Origin of the sequence: Vallitalea maricola, assembly GCF_036985595.1 — a bacterium.
GTDB classification, from domain to species: Bacteria; Bacillota; Clostridia; order Lachnospirales; family Vallitaleaceae; genus Vallitalea; species Vallitalea maricola.
The window spans coordinates 1-20,422 of sequence record NZ_BTPU01000023.1 but is presented as its reverse complement, the minus strand read 5'-3'; the positions used below and the strand labels follow the sequence as shown (position 1 = coordinate 20,422).

General features: G+C 31.4%; 10 protein-coding genes. 1 reads left to right on the top strand and 9 read right to left on the bottom strand.

Going from position 1 to position 20,422, the window contains the following annotated elements:
* Nucleotides 1-180: 180 nt before the first annotated feature.
* From AACQ14_RS07350 to AACQ14_RS07315, 8 genes are all read right to left on the bottom strand, one after another.
* Entirely contained in the window at nucleotides 181-3,213 is a 3,033-nt protein-coding gene (locus AACQ14_RS07350; RefSeq protein ID WP_339362934.1) for a glycosyl hydrolase 2 galactose-binding domain-containing protein, read from the bottom strand.
* Between the two features lie 39 nt (nucleotides 3,214-3,252).
* Nucleotides 3,253-5,502: a hypothetical protein gene (locus tag AACQ14_RS07345; protein ID WP_339362933.1), complete on the bottom strand. Its 2,250-nt coding sequence runs from the start codon at nucleotides 5,500-5,502 to the stop codon at nucleotides 3,253-3,255.
* A 300-nt stretch (nucleotides 5,503-5,802) separates the two neighbouring features.
* Nucleotides 5,803-7,371, bottom strand: a complete 1,569-nt coding sequence (locus tag AACQ14_RS07340) for an ABC transporter substrate-binding protein (protein WP_339362932.1) — start codon at nucleotides 7,369-7,371, stop codon at nucleotides 5,803-5,805.
* A gap of 82 nt (nucleotides 7,372-7,453) precedes the next feature.
* The gene (locus tag AACQ14_RS07335; RefSeq protein WP_339362930.1) at nucleotides 7,454-8,353 is read right to left on the bottom strand and encodes a carbohydrate ABC transporter permease; all 900 of its coding nucleotides are present in this window, start codon (nucleotides 8,351-8,353) and stop codon (nucleotides 7,454-7,456) included.
* Between the two features lie 28 nt (nucleotides 8,354-8,381).
* Nucleotides 8,382-9,305 carry an ABC transporter permease gene (locus tag AACQ14_RS07330; RefSeq protein ID WP_339362929.1) on the bottom strand — a complete coding sequence of 308 codons (924 nt, stop codon included), beginning with the start codon at nucleotides 9,303-9,305 and terminating at the stop codon, nucleotides 8,382-8,384.
* A 254-nt stretch (nucleotides 9,306-9,559) separates the two neighbouring features.
* Nucleotides 9,560-11,359: a sensor histidine kinase gene (locus tag AACQ14_RS07325; protein WP_339362928.1), complete on the bottom strand. Its 1,800-nt coding sequence runs from the start codon at nucleotides 11,357-11,359 to the stop codon at nucleotides 9,560-9,562.
* A gap of 18 nt (nucleotides 11,360-11,377) precedes the next feature.
* Nucleotides 11,378-12,919: a response regulator transcription factor gene (locus AACQ14_RS07320; protein WP_339362927.1), complete on the bottom strand. Its 1,542-nt coding sequence runs from the start codon at nucleotides 12,917-12,919 to the stop codon at nucleotides 11,378-11,380.
* A 928-nt stretch (nucleotides 12,920-13,847) separates the two neighbouring features.
* On the bottom strand, nucleotides 13,848-17,444 hold the full coding sequence (locus AACQ14_RS07315) for a carbohydrate-binding protein (RefSeq protein WP_339362926.1): 3,597 nt from the start codon (nucleotides 17,442-17,444) through the stop codon (nucleotides 13,848-13,850).
* A gap of 212 nt (nucleotides 17,445-17,656) precedes the next feature.
* Here AACQ14_RS07315 and AACQ14_RS07310 point away from each other — a divergent pair, with 212 nt between their 5' ends.
* On the top strand, nucleotides 17,657-19,762 hold the full coding sequence (locus AACQ14_RS07310; RefSeq protein ID WP_339362925.1) for a DUF5703 domain-containing protein: 2,106 nt from the start codon (nucleotides 17,657-17,659) through the stop codon (nucleotides 19,760-19,762).
* 183 nt (nucleotides 19,763-19,945) lie between these two features.
* On the opposite strand, the gene AACQ14_RS07305 is transcribed toward AACQ14_RS07310, so the two are convergent.
* A partial coding sequence (locus tag AACQ14_RS07305; RefSeq protein ID WP_339362924.1) for a helix-turn-helix domain-containing protein occupies nucleotides 19,946-20,422 on the bottom strand: 477 nt, incomplete at its 5' end.

The window sequence follows — 20,422 nt, the reverse complement described above, 5'->3', positions numbered from 1 at the left end:
GTTTTTTAAATTATGTTATATTGCAAGTCGGTCAGAAAAACTGTTTCTTCTGATTAGTATAACTTATTGGCTATTCCAATTGTGTAAAATTAGTTATTCTTTTAATAAGCCAAAAAGCAAGTCAGGGTAGTTTCTTATTCTGACTTGCTTTTTTGAAATGTCATAATCCATATAATTGAATTACTTCATAATCCTTTTTATTAATTTATCCAAATATGGATTCTCTCCTAGTAATCTATCTATTTTTATGGTTGAGAAATATAGGGTTCCTTTGCCTATTTTTTTCTCGCTTAATATTCCTACTTTTTCTTTTGGTCCTTTTAGATTGACTCCGAATTCAGGTGTTTTGTAAGTAAATAATATATGTTCATCTACGTCACCGACTATACCATCTTCGGTAATGAAATCGAAACTATCGGTTTTCTTATCGTACATGAATGAATAATCTTTATCTTTATTGTCTTTTGTAAAGTTATGATTTTCATTTCTTGCTACAAAGAAAAGTCCTTTTCCTGTTTGGGAGTCTGCTCCTTTTTCACCTAGAATCTTGACACCATATTTTTGTCCTTCAATGGTGCATTCTTTTATATCGTTTAGTGAAATCAACGCTTTTCCACCATTTTTCACATTGTCAATTATATTGTCATATTGGTTTTCAAAGCCATTTTTATCAATTACTATAAATTTGTTACTAGCAACATTATCAGATTCAAGATTTAATTTGTTAAGTCCTTCCTCGATTGATTTATCAAAGCCAATGGTAGTGATTTCAACGTTTGTATTATCTCTATTCATTGCAACTAAACTAAGTCTTTCTTGGTTTATAATTTCGTTTTTGTTGTTAATCAAGACAGAGTCTATATGAACAAATTCTTTTTCATTGCTTATTTCAGGTATCACGAATTTAATGCTTCCACAGTAGATGGAAATGGAATCTTGTATTGTCAATTCTTTTTCAAATGAACATATATCTTCTTCATCTGTTCTAATTGTAATAATAATTTTGCCATCCATTTTCCTTGGTGTATCATTTAATGAGAAACATTCTATTTCTATCTCTTCTCCAGTATAAACTGTGAACTTATCACTTCTAAGATTAACTCTGACAGGTTCTAGAGTCTCTTTGAAAGTAAAATATGCTGGTTTTGGCTTTCTTCTATAATCAACAAGTGTTTTCATCCATCCTGATGGCCATGCATCTATTAATAAGTGTACTGCTGTTGATATAAGAACATCACTTCTTCTTCTAAAGGCATCATTCATAAGTTTTGTTGCAAGCGCTTGGTGCTTCTGACTTTCTTTAATCCAATCAACTATATTGTCTTGTTCTTCAAACCAATCCCCGTGCATTGTATATGATTGTGAATTTACAACATCTTGTGGAGTCCACTGGTCATGAATATTATCTGGAATCCAGTCTTTTGGATAGTCTTCCAACATAATCTCCAAAGGATCTAAGCCTTCAGTACCGTATTCACCGCATCCTGTTTTCCATCCTTTTTTTATTGCTGGCAGATATCCTTTGTGTAACTTGCCAATAGGTAGTGCATGGTTAGTGTACCACATGTTATAACAATGGAAGTCTGATAATCCTGTTCTTGTAGGAGGGTCATAGTCTCCTTCTACATTTTTTATTACTCTATCAGGGTTATTCAATCTAATAGCTTTGCTTGCCGCCTCAAAGAATTCTTCCATTTCATTTCTAAGTAGACTTCTATGTCCTTTGAATCCCCATGATGCTGGGAAAGGCTCATTAATATATGTAACCATTATATTAGAAGGATGACTTCTGATTAATCTTTCCATCTCTTCTGATTGCCTGATGGCTTCACAGAATTTATTTCTTCTTATCCATCCAAAAAATGGCAGGTCTGTTTGCAGCATCATTCCCAGGCAATCGCAATAATCATATATTTCTTCTTGTACAGGACGTTGAGTCAATCTATAGTAATTCATATTACAATATTTAGCTATTAAAATATCTTTAATCAATAAGTCAAAATCCCCGTTATAAACACATTGCTGCATATGTCCCATTGTGTTGGCACCTCTAAGGATTACTTTTTCATTATTAAGGTATAGAGTTCCTTTAACAGCTTCGGTCTCATCCATATGAAATTTTCTCATACCAAAATGTCTAGCTTTTTGGTCTACCAATTTATCATCTTTAAATAAATCCATTCTTACCTTGTATAGATAAGGGTTATCAGATTCCCATATCTTCATATCCTTGATATCCACAATGGTTCTATAGTAGTTTACATAAGGCCCACATTTCTCAATTTCAAATTCAATGTTTTCGTCTGCGTAGCCTTTGAAGTTCTTAGAGTAAATGGACATCTTTAGATTCAATTCTACATTAGCAAAATCTGTATTATATATTTCTACCCATACTTCAGCTTTACTCTTATCAATGTCTGGTCTTACAAAGATATCATTAATAAAATACTTATTTCTTTTTTCTACAATGATCTTATGACATATTCCAGCTCCTGGTGGGCAGTGATGCCATCCTTTTTCACTATCATCCCAGCCATATCCAGTTGCAGCATATATCTTATCTCCATCTATTTTATCATCACCAATATCTATACCAAGGGTTGGTGCATCGTTTTGAACTTCTACTACTAGGGTATTGTTTTTATCTGTGTAAATATAATCTGTTACATCAAATTCAAATGGTGCAAAGAAACCTTCATGATTTCCAATGAATTTTCCATTGAGATATATATTAGCAATATAATCTACTCCTAAAAATCTAATATATATTCTTTCATCTGTATTGGCGTCATAACCACATTGGAATTCTTTTCTATAATATCCTGTCCATTTGCCGATAGGACCTTTGTAGTCAGGTATAGTTACTTGTTGGAATTCTCCTTGACCATTTAGGATTCTGGCAAAATCTCTTTTATCTTCATCTTCCTCATATCGAAATTGAAAATCATTCAGTTCAAATCGTTCTCTTTCCATTTGAAGCTTTGGTGTATAGTCTTCTAAGAAAGGTAAATATCTTTGTTTTAGTTCTTCAATTCCTTTACTGAAGTCATCAAGTTTTTCTTGATAACTTTTTTCTATGATAGGACTTACAATATCTTCACTACTTTTAAAATATTCCTTTACAAATCCTGCTGGTTTTATTTCTTCTAATTCTTCTTTGTTGTTATCTATGCCATTTAACGCAATCCTAGCGAATCCATCAACTTTTGCCATAGTAAATGCCTCCTATGTATCTTCTTAATTATTATGTTGCTAGTATACTCGAAATAGAACTTTAATTACTAATTCTCCTTTTTTACAGGATTTCTTGAATGATATTCTTTTTTGAAAACTATTTTCGTCGAAAAGTCTTAGTTCTGTAACTTCTACACTTACTTCCTCTGGTATAGTTATTACTGCCTCACCTTTATCCCCGCTTATTACTACTTGATTTTCCTCTACTTTTACATCTAGTTGGGTACTCCATCCAAAGTCAATACCCTCTCCTTTTTTCAAATCATACTTTTCTTTGATTATCAATTCATCTGGTGTTGATGATAAATATTCACGAGTATACTCATTGAAGAATTCTCTCCATGTATAACTTAAGTCAACTTTACCATTAAAACTTCGTTCATCACCATTAGCTATAACCTTAATATCTTTTGTATTAGGTCTTTCTGGTTGAGGTCTTTTTTCTAGATTACCATATGGTACTGAAGTATTGTGTCTATATGCTTGTTTAACTAAATTAGATACTTCACTAGAATAATTGCCACTACCTGGATCCATAGCAAATGTCTCATTGCAAAATTCGATTACAAAACTTCCTTTATCTTCATGAGCATGGTCCACGTTAGCCTTATTCCCAAATATAAATATCTTCAACCATTGGTCATCAAGCTTCCTCAGTGATGATACGCTTCCCATTTCTGGTAAAGATATAAAACTTCTGTTTATTATATCTTTCTTATTGAATTCCCTGATGAAATTGAATGCAAGTATATCACTAGGTATTTTTTCCTCTCTATTAAGAGATTTATGCAGAATAGTCGTCCAATGACTATTGGGAAGTAAATAAGCCATATACGCTAGTGTTGGTTTTTTGAATCTTGGTTCTCCGTCACAAACTGGTATCACGTCCTGTGATGGAACTGTTGATTGAAGACATTCTACAAAATCAGCAGTTTTCATAATCTTATCTGGAACAATATCTTTAAATTTCAATCCTCTAAGCTTAGCATAAATATATGTAGCAAAGTTGGCATTGTCACCTATGCAGTTATAATAATTTGGTCCTTCTCCATAAGCACCGTCTTCAAAAATTATATTATCTATATTTTCCACAAGCTCTTTATATGCTATATCTGTATAAGGCTTGACATGGTTGAAGTGCTGTTCTAATACTGCATAAGCTAACATTCTACCATAAGTAAACCATACTAATTGGTTATTATCAAATATATAATCATGTTTCCATGTAATATAATTAATACCACCAATAGCCTCTTCACCTAATCTTCTAAGTATTAAATCTCTCCCAAGATCAGTAAACATTTCACCAGCTAAATCAAGAACCATACTTATTTCGTAACAAATTACTGCTTTTACGAAAGCTCTATGTTCCCAATAACCAGCTTTGAATTCAGTAATAAAAGAATCATTCCAATTAGTGCACATGGCTAATGACATTGCATATCTAGCTGCTAATCTCAATAATGATTTATCCTTTAATATTAAACCAGCAGAAGCCAATAATGGTCCTTTTAATGTTAACCGCTTCATATAATCTCTTGTTCTTGCGAATCTTTGGTCAGTCCAAAATATTACATAATCATGGATCATATCTTCTGGAATTTCATGCTTTAATTCTTTAACATAATCAGCATACATTGATTTACCTGTAAGTTTTTCATGAATCATATGATAATTTCTTAACTTCACTAGTTCTTCTTCATCAACAATAAGATTATATGTTGGTTTAAATTCTGGATTGTAGTTTTCATCCTTAAGATATCCTATCCACTTACTATCATAATTATTGTATTGCTCTAGATATTCATTTAATAAATCTGAGTTCTGGAGCATTATCCACTTGAAATGTCCTCCTTGAAAGCCATCTTCATTGGTATAGATTTCAATTATAATTTTATTTATTTTCTTGCTATTACCTAAATCCAGCTGAATTTCTTCTGAGAAATCTGTAAATTCGTCTGATAATTCTTCGATTATACCATTTTCTGTATCAGCAATAATTTTAACCCTTGATTTAGATGGTGAATTAATTGCTAAAATCAATTTATCAAATTTAGTACAGTCTAAACTATATTCTTTTGATATTTTTAGTGATGGTCCGTTTAATGGTCTTTGTATCCAGCTAAAGGCTTCTGCGCACCATGTTTCTTGGAATTCAAGACCTTTTGTTTTTGTATCTTCAATCTTCCATTCTTGGAAATTTCTTAGTTCTGGAGCCCAGAATGCTTCAATTATTGCCTCCCCAATATTGACTTGAACGGGTTTCATTTTTTATACCTCCATATAAATGATTAAGTGCTTATTAGTGGTTACTCAACTTTCCAACCTTTAATTTAATGCAGGTAAATTAAGGTTATAGGTTTGGTTTGCAGAATAAAAAGATAGAAGAAACACCTATATTTTTATTCTGCAAAGCCTTTTAATTAGCTTACCTGCATAGAATAATGAAATAGGAAAGTTGAGTTATTTATATCATTTTGAAAATGGCTTTAGAAAACCGAAAGGTATATTCTAAAGCCTATTTTTCATCATTTTTAATTATTTATATAATTTAGAAGTTCAACTTGATTATTTTTTTGATGCTAAGAATTCATCAATTTGTTGTTGGAATCCTTCAATTACTTTATCGATTCCAGCTTTATCTAACTTATCTAAGAATTCTTCGTATTTCTCATCTACACTAGAACCTAGAGCACCGAACTCTAATGCATTTTGATATTCTTTGATGATTGTATCTAATTGTTGTAAAGTAGTTGAATATTTTTCTGTATCTACTTTAAAGCCCATTAGGTATGATTGTTTAGCTTCTCTATGCATTTGATCAAGATAGGTTGACCAACCTTTAACTCCGCCTTCAATCTCATAACCAAGTAATGTATTTCCTGTTGCCCAGTTTGCTAAACCATAAGAATCTTTATCAGTTATTTTAATTGTATTTTCATCAATCTTCTCATAGTTCTTACCTTCTAGACCGTAAACCATTAGATTATAGAATTCTTTATCAGTATTAAGTAAGTTTATTAATTTAATTGCTTCATCTGGATATTTTGCTGTAAATGGTATTGCAAGGTTAGTAGCCGTTCCATATGGAGCTAGATATTGAAAATCTGTAGTTGGAACTACAACAAGCTCTACATCATTACCTGCATCGTTTGCTCTCTTAGTATCTTTTTTGTCTTGATCTTTAAGAGTTTCATGTACCCATGAAATATTACCATCTTTTACAAATTCATCTGCACGAGGTTTATCAAATGATTCTACTGCTAGTACATCTTCTCTGATATATCCTTTTTCATACCAGTCAGCCATAGTATGTATCATTGTTTTATACTGAGGAGTTGCAAATTTATTAAGAACAGTACATGATTCATCACCAATTTTAATGGCAACAGGTGAATCTTGATTTGCTATAGGTTCATATCCATTTCTGTATAACCAGCTAATAGATGGTGATGGTCCTTTTTGCAATGTACCATTTTCTTTAGCTTTTTTGAAATATACTTCTAATGCATCCCAATCATCTTGATCAAAAGTTAAATCTTTTGTAAATTGTTCTTCTAATGCAGCTACATCAACATATTCATCAGCCAAATGTTTATATAGTCTAATACCTCTTCTCATTTCAACCATTTGTTGATAGTTAGGAACTGCATAAACGTGTCCATCAACAGTAGCCTTATCAAAAACAAATTGTGGTATTACATCTTTGATTTCAGGACAATTCTTTTCAATTAGACCTTCTAGTGGAGTTAACATTTCTTCTCTTGATATTGTATCAAAATTTAACATCCAGCCAATCCATGCTATATCCATTTGATCTCCTGCTGCTGTTAGAAGTTTCCATCTTTCAATCCAGTTACCATAAGGAATAACTTCAATATCCATTTGAACACCTGGCAGCTTAGTCTTTAACATTTCGTTTGCTGCTGCAAAGACTTCCTCTTGTTTCTCTTTTTCGTCTCCACCTAAAAATATTTTCAATACTTTTACATCTTCATCTTTTTTTGCTGTTGTGCCACTATCTTTTGAACCACTATCTGTTTTCTTTGTATCACTACTTTTACAACCCATCAATGTGATACTAAGGATAAATACAACTGCTAATAAAATGCTAATACCTTTTTTAAAATTTTTCATGTAAATTCCCCTTTCTATTTCTGGTTCTGTTTTAAAACTATTACTAATCTATAATTATAGGATTATACCTACAACTAACTATTTAACCTTTAACTGAACCTACTGTTAACCCTTTCGCAAAATACTTTTGGAAGAATGGGAATACCAATAACATTGGTCCAGCTGCAATAATACACATTGCGAATTTCAATGTTTCAACTGGCATATCTTCAAGGTAACTCAAGTCTATACCTGGCGGTGTATTATTTGCCATATACCTTAAGAACTCTACTTCTTGAAGTATTCTCTTCAACAAGAATTGTAATGTATATAAGTGTGAATCCGTAATATAAATCAAACTTGTATACCAATCATTCCATTTTGTTAATAATGTTAGTAATGCTACTGTCGCTAATACTGGTTTTGACAGTGGTAATATTATTTGGAAGAATATTCTTATTTCACTAGCCCCATCAAGCTTTGCTGATTCAACCAATGAAATAGGTAACCCTTGGAAGAATGTTCTAAAAATAATAATATAAAATGCTGAACAAAGTGTTGGCAGTATGTATATCCATATGGTATTTCCTAGATGTAAATATTTATAGTTCAATAAATATGTTGGAATCAAACCACCGTTGAACAACATTGTGAAAAACACAAAGAATGTAATTGGTTTACGGAATTTGAAATCTTTTCTTGATAACGGGTATGCACATAGAGTCATAACTAAAACAGATAAAAAAGTTCCAAAAAATGCTTGAAAAGTTGTTATTGCATATGCTCTTAAAATTTCACCAACATTACTAAATACAAATTTGTATCCTGTCCAATCTATAAAAGGCGGGATTATCTTAAATCCTTCTTTAGCCAATATATCCTCATTAGTTAAAGATGCTGAAACTATTAATAAGAAAGGTAAAATAAACGTAATGGACATAATTATAAAATATAGATTTATCCAAGTTCTATAAGTTATCCTTTTCTTTTTCACTACAGACATATTATTCACTCCATTTCCCTTACGATAATTAAAATAATGATGAATCAGGTTCTACCTTTCTCACTATTCCGTTCATAGTAACAATCATTACAAATCCTACTAGTGATTGGAAAAGTCCTACAGCAGCAGTAATCCCTAGGTTACCAGTTCTTAGACCACGATAAACATATGTATCAATTATATCTGTCGCTGGATATAACACTCCTACATCTCTAGGAATAACGTAGAACAAACCGAAATCTCCTCTGAATATATTACCAAAGGCTAATAATGTAAGTACTATCATAAGTGGTTTAATGCTAGGTAAAGAAATATGAATAATCTGTTGAAATCTATTAGCTCCATCAATCTCTGCAGCTTCAAAATATGCTTTATCAATACCCATCAATGCTGCATAATACATAATACTATTTAGACCTATTACTTTCCAGGTATTAGTTATTATCAATATCCATGGCCAAGCTGACACTTTTGAATACCAATCAACGGGTTGTCCTCCAAACATTTCAATCACTTGGTTTAAGATACCCATAGTAGGACTTAAAAGTGTGTATGTTATATATCCTACAATTACCCAAGACAAAAATCTTGGCAACATCATTGAAGTTTGATAAAATTTTAGTGCTTTTCTACTTCTTACTTCATATAGTAATAATGCTACAAAAACTCCTGCCACAAGATTAACTACAATAAATATCAATGCATATCCAACGGTATTTCTTGTAATTCTCCATGCATCTTGTGAGGTAAAAAAGAATTTAAAATTTTCTAATCCATTCCACGCACTTCCTAAAATACCTTTTGGTGCTTTATAATCTTTAAAAGCAATTATCGCTCCGAACATTGGAATATAGTTAAAGATAAAATAAGCTAATATAGCAGGTAATGTTAATATTAATAATTCTAGATTTTTCTTAGTTGAATTCTTTGATGTTTTCTTCATTTTCTTCATTAATCTCACCTTCTTTTCTGTCTATTATTAATTGTGCCGCTTCGATATATTAATAATAACATCATAGATAAATGTTTTAAATTCTAAATAATTAATTAACAGGTATGCATTTTTACCAATAAAAATATGGTGTGGTTCACTATTTTTACATGGGTATACAATTTTATAAAACCTGTTAAATTCAGGTATATTAATAAAGAAAACAATGGGGCTATCAAGATAAAATATTTTATTATCTGACAGCCCTTTATTTCCTATTTTTCATATGGAAGAATTATTATAATACTTGTACCAATACCTTTTGTACTGATAACCTTAAGACCATACTCATCTCCATACAATAATTTTATACGTTGATTTACATTGTACATACCTATTCCTTGATTTCTCAATAGGTATTTATCGTTGATTTTTGTGTTCAACTCAATTTCTTCTTCCTTAGTCATTCCTACGCCATCATCATCTACAGTTATTTCAAGCTTGTCTTTCATGCTATTACAACTGATTTCTATCAGCCCTTTGTCCCGTTTTGGTTTTATTCCATGATATATTGCATTTTCAATGATTGGCTGTAGGGTTAGTTTCATTATCCTATTATCATATACTTCTTCTTGGATATTCCATTTGACTTCAAGTTTATTCTTATATCTTTTTTTCATGATATTTATATATATCTTACAATATTTCACTTCATCTTTTACTGAACTGAACTGTTCTCCATCCAGAGAATACCTTAATACTTCAGATAGATTAGAAATCATATCAGAGGCTTCATTATAGCCATCCAGTAATTCAATCGCAGTCCAATTTATTGCTTCCAGAGTGTTGAATAAAAAGTGGGGATTCATTTGGGATTGCAAAGCTTTATTCTGTGCTTTATCCAGTAATATGATTTTATTTCTTAATTCTTCCTCTAATTCCGTATTGGATATTATGATCTTGAATATATTATCTGATATATATTTTACCTCATTTTTATTTTTATGTTTTTCTCTATCCCACATCTGAGGATTATCAATTATCCTCATAACAGTACTAACAGGTTCATATGTTTTTATTGTTAATAAATAGCTTAATATAAGACTTATAATCATGTAAGCTATTAGGATATTCTTTACATAATCATATATTTTGTTTACATCATTACTATAACTTGTTAGTGGAAGAACCGATAAATATGTCCAATTACCATATTGTGACTTAATATTAGTTATAATGTATTGTTCATTATTGACCGATAGTATTTCTGATTTATCTATCTTAGAAAAATCAATGGAGTTAAATATATCAATATCACTAACATCTTTTAGAAAATCATCTGTATTCTTGCTTATAATAACCTTGTTACTCTCATTATCAACAACAATTGTCTTAACACCATTATCAGAATAAATCATATCTGCCATTTTAGCCAAGTGATTTACTTTCAAGTTTATAGTTACGGAACCTAATATTTTAGTTCTTTTTTTTCTCACATAATGTATAACAGATACATAATTACTAATGACTTTACTATCTCTTGTTTCTCTCCATGCAAAATATCTATTGATTTTGTTATTGTCAGCTTTATCTTTCGCATACCAATCTTCATCTTGTAATGTTGAATTCTCTAAACCAACTTCTTTAATTGCATTATCTATGGAATCATACAAAATACCTAGATTATCAGATTGTAAATATACACTATGGATATAATCATCCAAACTGATGTACTCTGTAGTTCTATCATTTATAATGTCAATGATATTATAATAATCTGCAAATGTTTTATTAGATATAAAAAACAAGTCATACACTGAAGATATTGATAAATGAGTAGCTAACCTTGTTGTATCCTGCATGGCTCTGTCAATAGTCGCTTGAGTTTTAAGAGCAGCATTATAATTGGCAGTTTTTATTTCATCTTCTACTGCACTATTATATTTTGATTGAACAGATATAGTAATGATTATAACGGGAATAAATACAATCAAGAAAATCAGCAGAAAATTTTTAATGAGAATTGATTGAAATTTATAGGATTTTATATACTTCCACATATTTTTCTTTTTCATCATACCACCACTTGCTTTCTACATTTTCCCGTATTCACTTGGAGATAATCCTGTATATTGCTTAAATACTCTTGAAAAATATTTACTGCTTTTATACCCTACCATATTACTAATTTCGTATGTCTTGTACTTAGCTTTATTAATAAGTTTTATAGCTTCCTCCATTCTCACTTTGGTAAGATAATCTGTAAATGTTTCACCTGTCTTTTGTTTAAAATATCTGCAAAAATAAACAGAGTTAAGAAATACATGATTAGCTACATCTTCTAAAGAAATATCTAGATAAAATTTCTCATCTATATAAGCTATAGCCTTTTCAATTACTTTTTCAGCTGATTTATCCTTGTTCTTAGCTATAAAATTAACTAAATCAGTAAAAATCTCTATACAGTACTGCTGCAGTTCTTTTATACTATTTATTTTTAATATATAATTATAATTAACTTTGCCATTAGTTATTTTAATAATATCTAATTCTAATTGACTAAATTTGTTTGAGAGATTAGCAAATAAATCTATTATGACTTTTTGAGAGAATTGTATAGATTGATTGGATAGTTGTTCAAATAAAGTTTGAGTCAGACTCTCTAATTCGCTAATATTACTTTCATTTATTTTACTAAAAAATAATTTGTATTTTTGAACTATCTTTTTGTATTCAACAACATTGATATTAAGATTATTGCTTCCGTCACCTAGTTCTTCATTAATATGTACCTTTTTATTGAATTCAGCTAATTCAAAGAATGTTTTAAAGTTATTGATGTGACTTATTTCAAGACTTAAATCCATAAAACCTTTTATTGACTTACAAATGTTTTCAACTTCTATATTGAGTATTTCCAAGAAATTTTTTTCATCTTTGTCTTTTGAATAAGCAAATATAACAAAATTATCATCTTCTGAAAAAAGGGGACAATATATTATTTTATTCTTTTTGGAAACAAAAAAATTATTGATTGCTGTATTTAGTCTTTCTTTACCGTAATTCCAATTGTTGTCTAGAAAGGCTTGGTTATTGATAATACTGAATTCAAGATATGCACACTCATGATATATTATATCTGCAAAATCAACTAATCTTGCTCTATTTACAATATCCTGTTCTTTTTTGACTGCACCGTATATTAAATCATTTATGAATTGTGTTTTTAACAAAGGTAATTGCTTTTGAAATTTTCTTTCTTTATCTAATTTTTGTACGACTTCTTTGAATACATCGTTCACTTGTTGAAAATTAGTTGGCTTCAATACATAATTTTCCACATTTAATTCTATAGCTTTTTTGGCGTATTCAAATTCTTTATATCCACTAATCAAAACAGTTTTTATATAAGGTTTACAATCGTATAGATATTTTGCAATATCCAGCCCAGTTTTATCAGCCATCCTGATGTCAGTCAAAACAATATCAACATCATTATTAATCAAGTAATCTATTGCTTCCTTACCATCTTCAAACAATTCAACTACTTTTATGTTTAAACTATCCCAATCAATAAATCTTTTTAGACCGTTCCTTATTATTTCTTCGTCATCGACAATAATAAGATCGTACACTTTACCAACTCCTTTAGTTTAGCCCATATCTAATTAATGATTACTGATTTTTTATTATATCATCTTATTATTTTAATGTAAAATCAGTTTTTGCTTAATAATAATATATCAATTCCATATAATACTAATTAAAGAAATGTATTAAGTGAAGTGGTATTTGTAATAGATTATTGAATTTGCCAAAATAATATTGACAAATAAATTAATAGTTAATATTACACTATTTGTCTTATACATTGACAGTTTTCTCCTTTTATCCATTATTTATGGTTACATATTTTACTTATACTAATAATTTTATAGTGATTGAAATATTCGCACAAGGATAATATCTTTTATTAAGTTCAATAAATTAACTTTATATTGTTATTAAGGTATCTAATATTAACATGGAGTCATTATCTTAACTTGATAGATTTTGGTGGTGATTGAATTATGTAGATAACGGTCGCATAGATAGTATAGGGGAATATTCCGTCAGCTAATTAAACGTCCGTGTTTAAATAGCTGAGTTCGCCGTCCATGGCTCACTGCTCCATATTCCCCTATACTATCTATGCTCGGTATTTTGAATCATACTTTTTTGTACTTCATATGAGTATGTATTTATTAATTATGCATAAGAATATTACTTTTGCATAAGAGAAAGAAAGATAATTTCTAGGAAATCATCGCAGATGCAATAACTTTGTGACAAGCAGTTTAGATCTTATAGGCTAAAGTCACATTTTTAAACTAGCTTAAGAGTGGTAAATACAGAGCAAATCATATATAGTGATAATAACGATTTTTACGGCTTGTTGCCATACCTTATAAACAGATAGAAGCAACAAACGTAACGAGAGTTATTATCACTATATATGATTTCAATATACGACCGTTGTCTATTTTTATATTAATACTTTGTCGACAGTCTGAGATGATTTTGTTATTTTACAATTATCATGTACATCCATAGGTTGCTTTCGTGGGCATTTAGGGATACGGTTGAGCCGGAGCTGTATGTTTTTTTGTAGAGACTGAATGTTTTTGAGTGATTGTTGGTTATGTTTTCGGTTGTATCGGTCCATGTGGATAGCCATGTGGGGGTTGGTGCTTCGTCGGGATATCCTATATATACTTGGAAATCTGAATTTACTGTGAATGTTACTAGTGGATTGCCTGTGTATGCGTAAGAGTCTATGGCTGTTTTAATCCAATCACTTCCTTCAATAGTGGATGGTAGTGATGAGATTATATATGTTCTGTCACCGAATTGTTCATCTCCTGATTGCAGGTTAGACATAATTGACCAATTGGATGCGTTTTGAGTATCTTTTACACTTAAGTTTGTTATTTTAGGGGTTGGTACAGCTATATCTTTTACCATTACCATATACATCCATAGATTACTTCCGTGGGCGTCTAGGGATACTGTTGAACCTTTGGTGTATGTTTTTTTGTAGAGGCTGAATGTTTTTGAGTAATTATTGGTTATGTCTTCTCCTGTGTTCGTCCATGTAGATAACCATGAAGGGGTTGGTGCTTCGTCGGGGTATCCTACGTAGACTTCAACATCTGATTCTACTGTAAATGTTACCAGTGGATTTCCTGTGTATGCAGAGGATTCTATGGCTGTCATTATCCTATCGGAGCCTAGTACACAGTCTGGTACAGTGGAGACAGTATATCCTCTATCACCAAATTGTATTGAACCTGGTTGCAAATTTCCTTTTTCTGACCAATTTATGGCATTCTCTGTATCGTTGACATTAAGATTAGTTATGAGTTCTGAATCATATACATTTTCAGGTAATTCTTCAATAATTCCAAAATCGTCTACATATGCATAATAATCTCCATCTGGCTTATGGGCATAGATTGTAGCAGTTGTATTTTCGGTTCCTGTAGTAAATTGAAATTTATTTTCTTCAGTACCCCAAGAAGTTGAATTTATTGTTGTGTAAATTTCACTGCCGCCATAATTTTTGACTCCTAGTTGTACATCGTCTGTCATGTTTGAATTATAGAGTTTAAAGCTGTCTATTAATCCTATATCAGCCGATCCACTGTTCTTGAATACTAGATAGAGGTCATGAACACCTGTTACGGAGTTGATAGGCGTACTTTTGAATGCCCAAGTTGCACTGTAAGTATCTAAATCGAGGGTTCCAATTAGTCTACCTGTTACGCTGTCAAGTCTAACTTCTATAGAACCAGTATTAACAGTTTTATTTCTGCCAATAGCAAATGTATCATATTTACTTTGACCGAAATCAATATTATTGAATGAAACATAATCATTGTTCCTGACAGGTCCTACGTATTGTACGTCCCTGTAATATCCATGTTCTCCATCTACATAATTCCAATGACTTGAATTAGAGGAAGTGTCATATTCAGTTGCTTTTTTGTGATAGCCGTTAATCTTAGCCCATGCTGAAAAAACATATGTTGTTGAAGGTTTTAGTCCTGTTACCACTTGTTCAATACCATCACCGCCTCCAAGTACAGCAGAAGTAATTTGCCCTCTAGACATAGAATTGGCTGAATGATAGTCCCAATTACAACTTGTAGTTATTCTTGCACCAAGATTACCTGTTTTAGTCCATGATGATAAATCATAATATTCAAAACCTCCATTAAGTACCTTGTTCATATAAGGAACATCTAGTTTTTGGTATACTGGATATGGTGGATTATCAAAATCATGACCCGCTGTCCAATTATCTCCATACTCATATGCACCTGCATCAGGAGCGTTACCTTTATAGTTGTCTGTGATATTTGGAAGTACCCTGCCAACATCAATTCCGATTGAATCAGAAGCAATGTGAAGGTCACCATTTGAAGGATTAATAAAATCAGGGTCTGCATTAACTATATTATTCTTTACTATGCAACCGCTTCTTGGTGATATTCCATTTCTGAAAATATTGTTAAATAACTTATCTCCATACATGTCATTTCCATATAATGTACTTTGCCCCCAGGAGGATTCACTTCCACTATTATAGAATGAATTGTTGTATGCGAGGACAAAATTATTAGGAGTATTTAATAATAATCCTACAGCCGAATTGTTCCATACAACATTACGATACATTATTAAGTTTCTAGTATCACAATCTGCGTATAGTCCACCATCAGAAAAGTTAGCAGCATTATCATGAACATAATTATGATGAATCTGGGTATTTTGATAATCCATGCTGCCAAGAGCTAATACTCCTGAATCTTCAGTCAGCATATTAGCATATGAAAAATCGTTATATTGTATAATACTGTCTTGTATACTTCCTCTCATACTACCTCTTCCCAATCTGTAAACTGTATTATGACTTATTAGATGTCTTCTTCCATAAACATCAATGCCACCAGCATTACTGGCTTCTGAGGAAACATCGTGGATATAGCAGTTGATAACCTTATTATCTGTTCCAGAAACCTTAATACCTCTTCCAAAAGTATGTGCAATCTCTGAATCTCTGATAACATTATTAGTTCCACCCAATTCTATCCCTTTTGTCAATGTATCAGCATCTTTTCCAGTATCTAAATTCTGGTCAATATATTGGAAAACCCCATCAGAGATAGTACAATTATCAGCTCCGACAGTTGTTATTGAACCTAAAATTGTATCTATTCCTTTAACATCAATATATGAACGATTTCTCAGGTCAAAAGTATATGTCCTTTTTTTTGCTTCTACCACATGATTATAAGGATTATCGCCACCTGGTACCCATATATATAATTTTTGATTTGCTCCATCTACATACCATTCATTAGCTGTATCAAGTGCGTTCAAATGCCTGGTTATATAATATTTATTACCTCTTTTACTGTAATACCATGAATTCGTTCTTGCCCATGGTTCAAAATGAAGAGTGGAAGAACTAAAATCAGTAATTGTACTAGCTGAAGCATAGTACTCTGGACCATTTAGACACCATATTAATCCCCCATTCCAATAATCTGCTGGAAAAGATGAAAGGTCAGAATCAGTTATAGTGTACTTATTCAATGGGTCATTGGTTGCTGAGTCAACAGTTGCTAATACAGATTTTGTATGTAAATTACTACCTGCATTAGGCCATCTAGCTTCATTTGAAAGGTTGCCATCTACTGCAACAATATTTTGTCCTCCAAGGTCCCAATCCATATCACCTTTATAAATAGAACCTGAATATTGTGACCAATTGGTAATGATATCACCACCGCTAACCACAACTTTTTCATTATTATATGCCTCAAATGTAATTGGATTATCTGTTGAACCAGAATTTGCAGGAATTACTGTTTCTCTATACACACCTTCTCTGATATAACATTTGTCTCCTGCCGTCATTATATCAGCTGCTTTTTGTATAGTCCTAAAAGGTGAAGCTAAAGTTCCAGAATTAGCATCATCACCTGTTTCAGCAACATAATAGATGTTCCCTGAGGCATATGCAACATTGGAATCGAATCCCGTTCCAACTAATAAACAGACTGTACAAATTATCCCCAAACATATAGATACAATTCTTGTTTTTCTTACCACATATATCATCTCCTTCTTAATTTTATAATTTAATATTAACACTTGGAGAATAGTATCTAAATGTACGAAACTAACTTTATTATGTCGAAAACTAATATCTGGATATTCAGAAAGTTAATTATATACATAACAAAGGCTATTATCTACATTTATTATTTCCATAGTTTTGTTAGAATTAACTTGAACATATAATAATAAAACGAGGTGATATGTTGGATACTAAAAATTATTTTGGAACTAAGGATTTCAAGGGTTATTGGCATGAGAATAAAAAGATTATATATAACAAACGCCCAAAAGAAAGCTGGCAATGTATGCCTATAGGTACCGGTAAAACTGGAGCTGTAGTTTTTGTACCTGATGAAGGAATATGTTTACAGATAAATCATGGTGGAAGCTTTGATAGTGATGGTAACCTTCCCGCTCTACTAAAGGTCAACCTAGAGATAGATGGTAAGCCATTTGTTAATGCAAGGGACTACAAACAAATATTATCATTAGAAAAGGGTATGGTGACTATATGTGCAGATACACCTGATGGAAAAGTCAAAGCAGAGTTCATAGCTCATCAAGAATTGGATGTTATCTCTATCTATATAGAAGATATGAGAAATAGTTATGGTGAAGTAAGTATATGTCCTCTATTTTGGAGACAAGGTGTTTCACAAACTCTTATAGATAATATGATGTTTTTTACAGAAACCAACATCTGCTCTGCTTTTAATGAAATTAACTTTCAATCTGGTGTAATGAATAACAACTTATCAGACCCATTAAAAGATTTGTCTTATGGTACAGCAGTATGGGTAGATAAAGCTGATTCAAATAATTTACCAATGAAAAAAGTTATGTCAAGAAAAGTTAGAATATTGATTGCAGCAGATTCAGGTAAATATTCAAAAGATACTTTAGTCAATAGTTTGATAAATAAGATAGATAGAGCTTCAACCATTTCCTTAGATGAGTTTAGAAATTCACATTTCAGCTGGTGGAAAAGTTTCTGGGCTAGAAGTGAATTTGAATTAAATAAAGATTCAAAGCTACAACCTGTCAGGGCAATTTGGCACTTAAGCCGCTACTTTACCGCATCATCTATGGCAGGTAAATTACCACCTAAACATAATGGTTCAATTTTTCTCTACGATTATGACCGAAGACACTGGGGAGGAGCTTATTGGTTTCAAAATACAAGACTTCAATACTGGCCTTTATTCAAATGTGGTGACTTAGACTATATCATGCCTTTTTTTGATATGTACATAAATGCTTTGGAATATGCCAAGGAAAGAACACTATCATTATATGGACATAAGGGAGCTATATATCTGGAAACCATGCATTCTTGGGGTGGAAGCCGAATTGGAGACAGTAGAAATGGTAAAGGAGTTGTAAATAATTATATCAAAAATTATTTTACAGGTTCATTAGAGTTGTTAATGATGATGCTTGAATATTACCGCTATACACAAGACAATTCCTTCGTAATTGACAAAATGTTGCCAGTAGCTGATGAAATAATACTTTTTTTCTTTACTCACTTTCCTATCAGGGATGGTAAATTGTTTTTGGAAAAATCTGCTGCTCTAGAAACGTGGTGGGAAGCAGATAATCCTAGTGATCAAATCGCAGGTTTAAGGGCAGTCATCCCTAAATTGATAAATACAGCTATTAAACATGGATATGACAACTGGGTAATTAATAGATGGAAAAACTATCTTGAGTTATTACCTGAACTACCTATAGGTGTAAACTGGTTCAATAAGAATGTGAAGAAATATAATTATCAAGGATATGAAGGCACTTGGAGGAAACCAGAAACAGGTAATGCACTGATGCCTGCCGAAAACGTTCATCACCTTGATAAGAGAAACTATGAAGACCCTGAATTATATGCTGTTTGGCCTTTCGGTCTCTTTGGTAAGACTTTACCTGATTATTCTTCTGCTCTGCTTACATTTAATAATCGTATTCATGAAGAACCTTCTAATGGATGGTCCCAGACTGCTGTTTGGGCTGCACGTTTGGGGCTTGCAGATGAAACCGCTAAGCTATTGTTGAAGCAGTACAGATATGCTTCTGTATTTCCTGGTGGCATGATGTTTTCACCTGGTAATATAGTTCCTAATAGACCTGATATACCTGAATGTGGTTATTTTGATACTATTGGTGTGATGACTACAGCAATTAATGAAATGCTTTTACAAGACTATACAGACCAATCAGAAATATTACCTGCTTGGCCAAAAGATGAGTTTGTTCATTTTAAATTACATACTGTTTGTTCAAAAGTGGTTGAAAAGACTTATCAACCAAAATAAATAATTACTTTTTGAATTAATTTATATTGCCAATGGGTCAGAAATGATGTCTTGTTCTGACTTGGCATTTGCAAAATAGTATGTGTATACATATACACATACTATTTTGCTTATATATATCCATCAATATAATCACAGAACCTTTTTTCTTCTATATTTAGTACAAATAAACTCTTACTCTTTTTATCTTCTTTTTATATTACGAAATTCTGACGGTGTGAAACCTGTTTTTTTCTTGAAATATTTAGAGAAATAGCATGAATCTGAATATCCAATTTCTTTGGATATGTCTATTATACTTAACTCTGATATTAGAAGTAGCTCCTTTGCTTTTTCTAGTCTTAGTTTATTCATATAATTTTTTGGCGAGGTACCCATATGTTTTTTGAAGTATTTTATGAAATAATTGGGATGGAGATATACTAATTCGGCTAAATCATTAATGTTAATGTTTTTTGATAGATTATTAGTTATATAATTTATTACGCTAGATAATATTTCGTTGGATTTAGTTTTAGCGATTCTGATTTCTCCATTATCAATGTGTTCAAAATAATACATAATCAGTTGTAGAAGTGCTGTGTTTTCTTTTAAGACTGCCATATAATCGTAGCTTGTGAAGCTTTGGATCAGCTGTTTAAATAGTTGTATTAAACTATT

Excerpts from the sequence above, each read along its gene's own strand:
- AACQ14_RS07325 (WP_339362928.1), bottom strand. The coding sequence starts at position 11,359 with ATGAAAAAGAAAAATATGTGGAAGTATATAAAATCCTATAAATTTCAA.
- AACQ14_RS07335 (WP_339362930.1), bottom strand. The coding sequence starts at position 8,353 with ATGTCTGTAGTGAAAAAGAAAAGGATAACTTATAGAACTTGGATAAAT.
- AACQ14_RS07345 (WP_339362933.1), bottom strand. The coding sequence starts at position 5,502 with ATGAAACCCGTTCAAGTCAATATTGGGGAGGCAATAATTGAAGCATTC.
- AACQ14_RS07350 (WP_339362934.1), bottom strand. The coding sequence starts at position 3,213 with ATGGCAAAAGTTGATGGATTCGCTAGGATTGCGTTAAATGGCATAGAT.
- AACQ14_RS07330 (WP_339362929.1), bottom strand. The coding sequence starts at position 9,305 with ATGAAGAAAATGAAGAAAACATCAAAGAATTCAACTAAGAAAAATCTA.
- AACQ14_RS07340 (WP_339362932.1), bottom strand. The coding sequence starts at position 7,371 with ATGAAAAATTTTAAAAAAGGTATTAGCATTTTATTAGCAGTTGTATTT.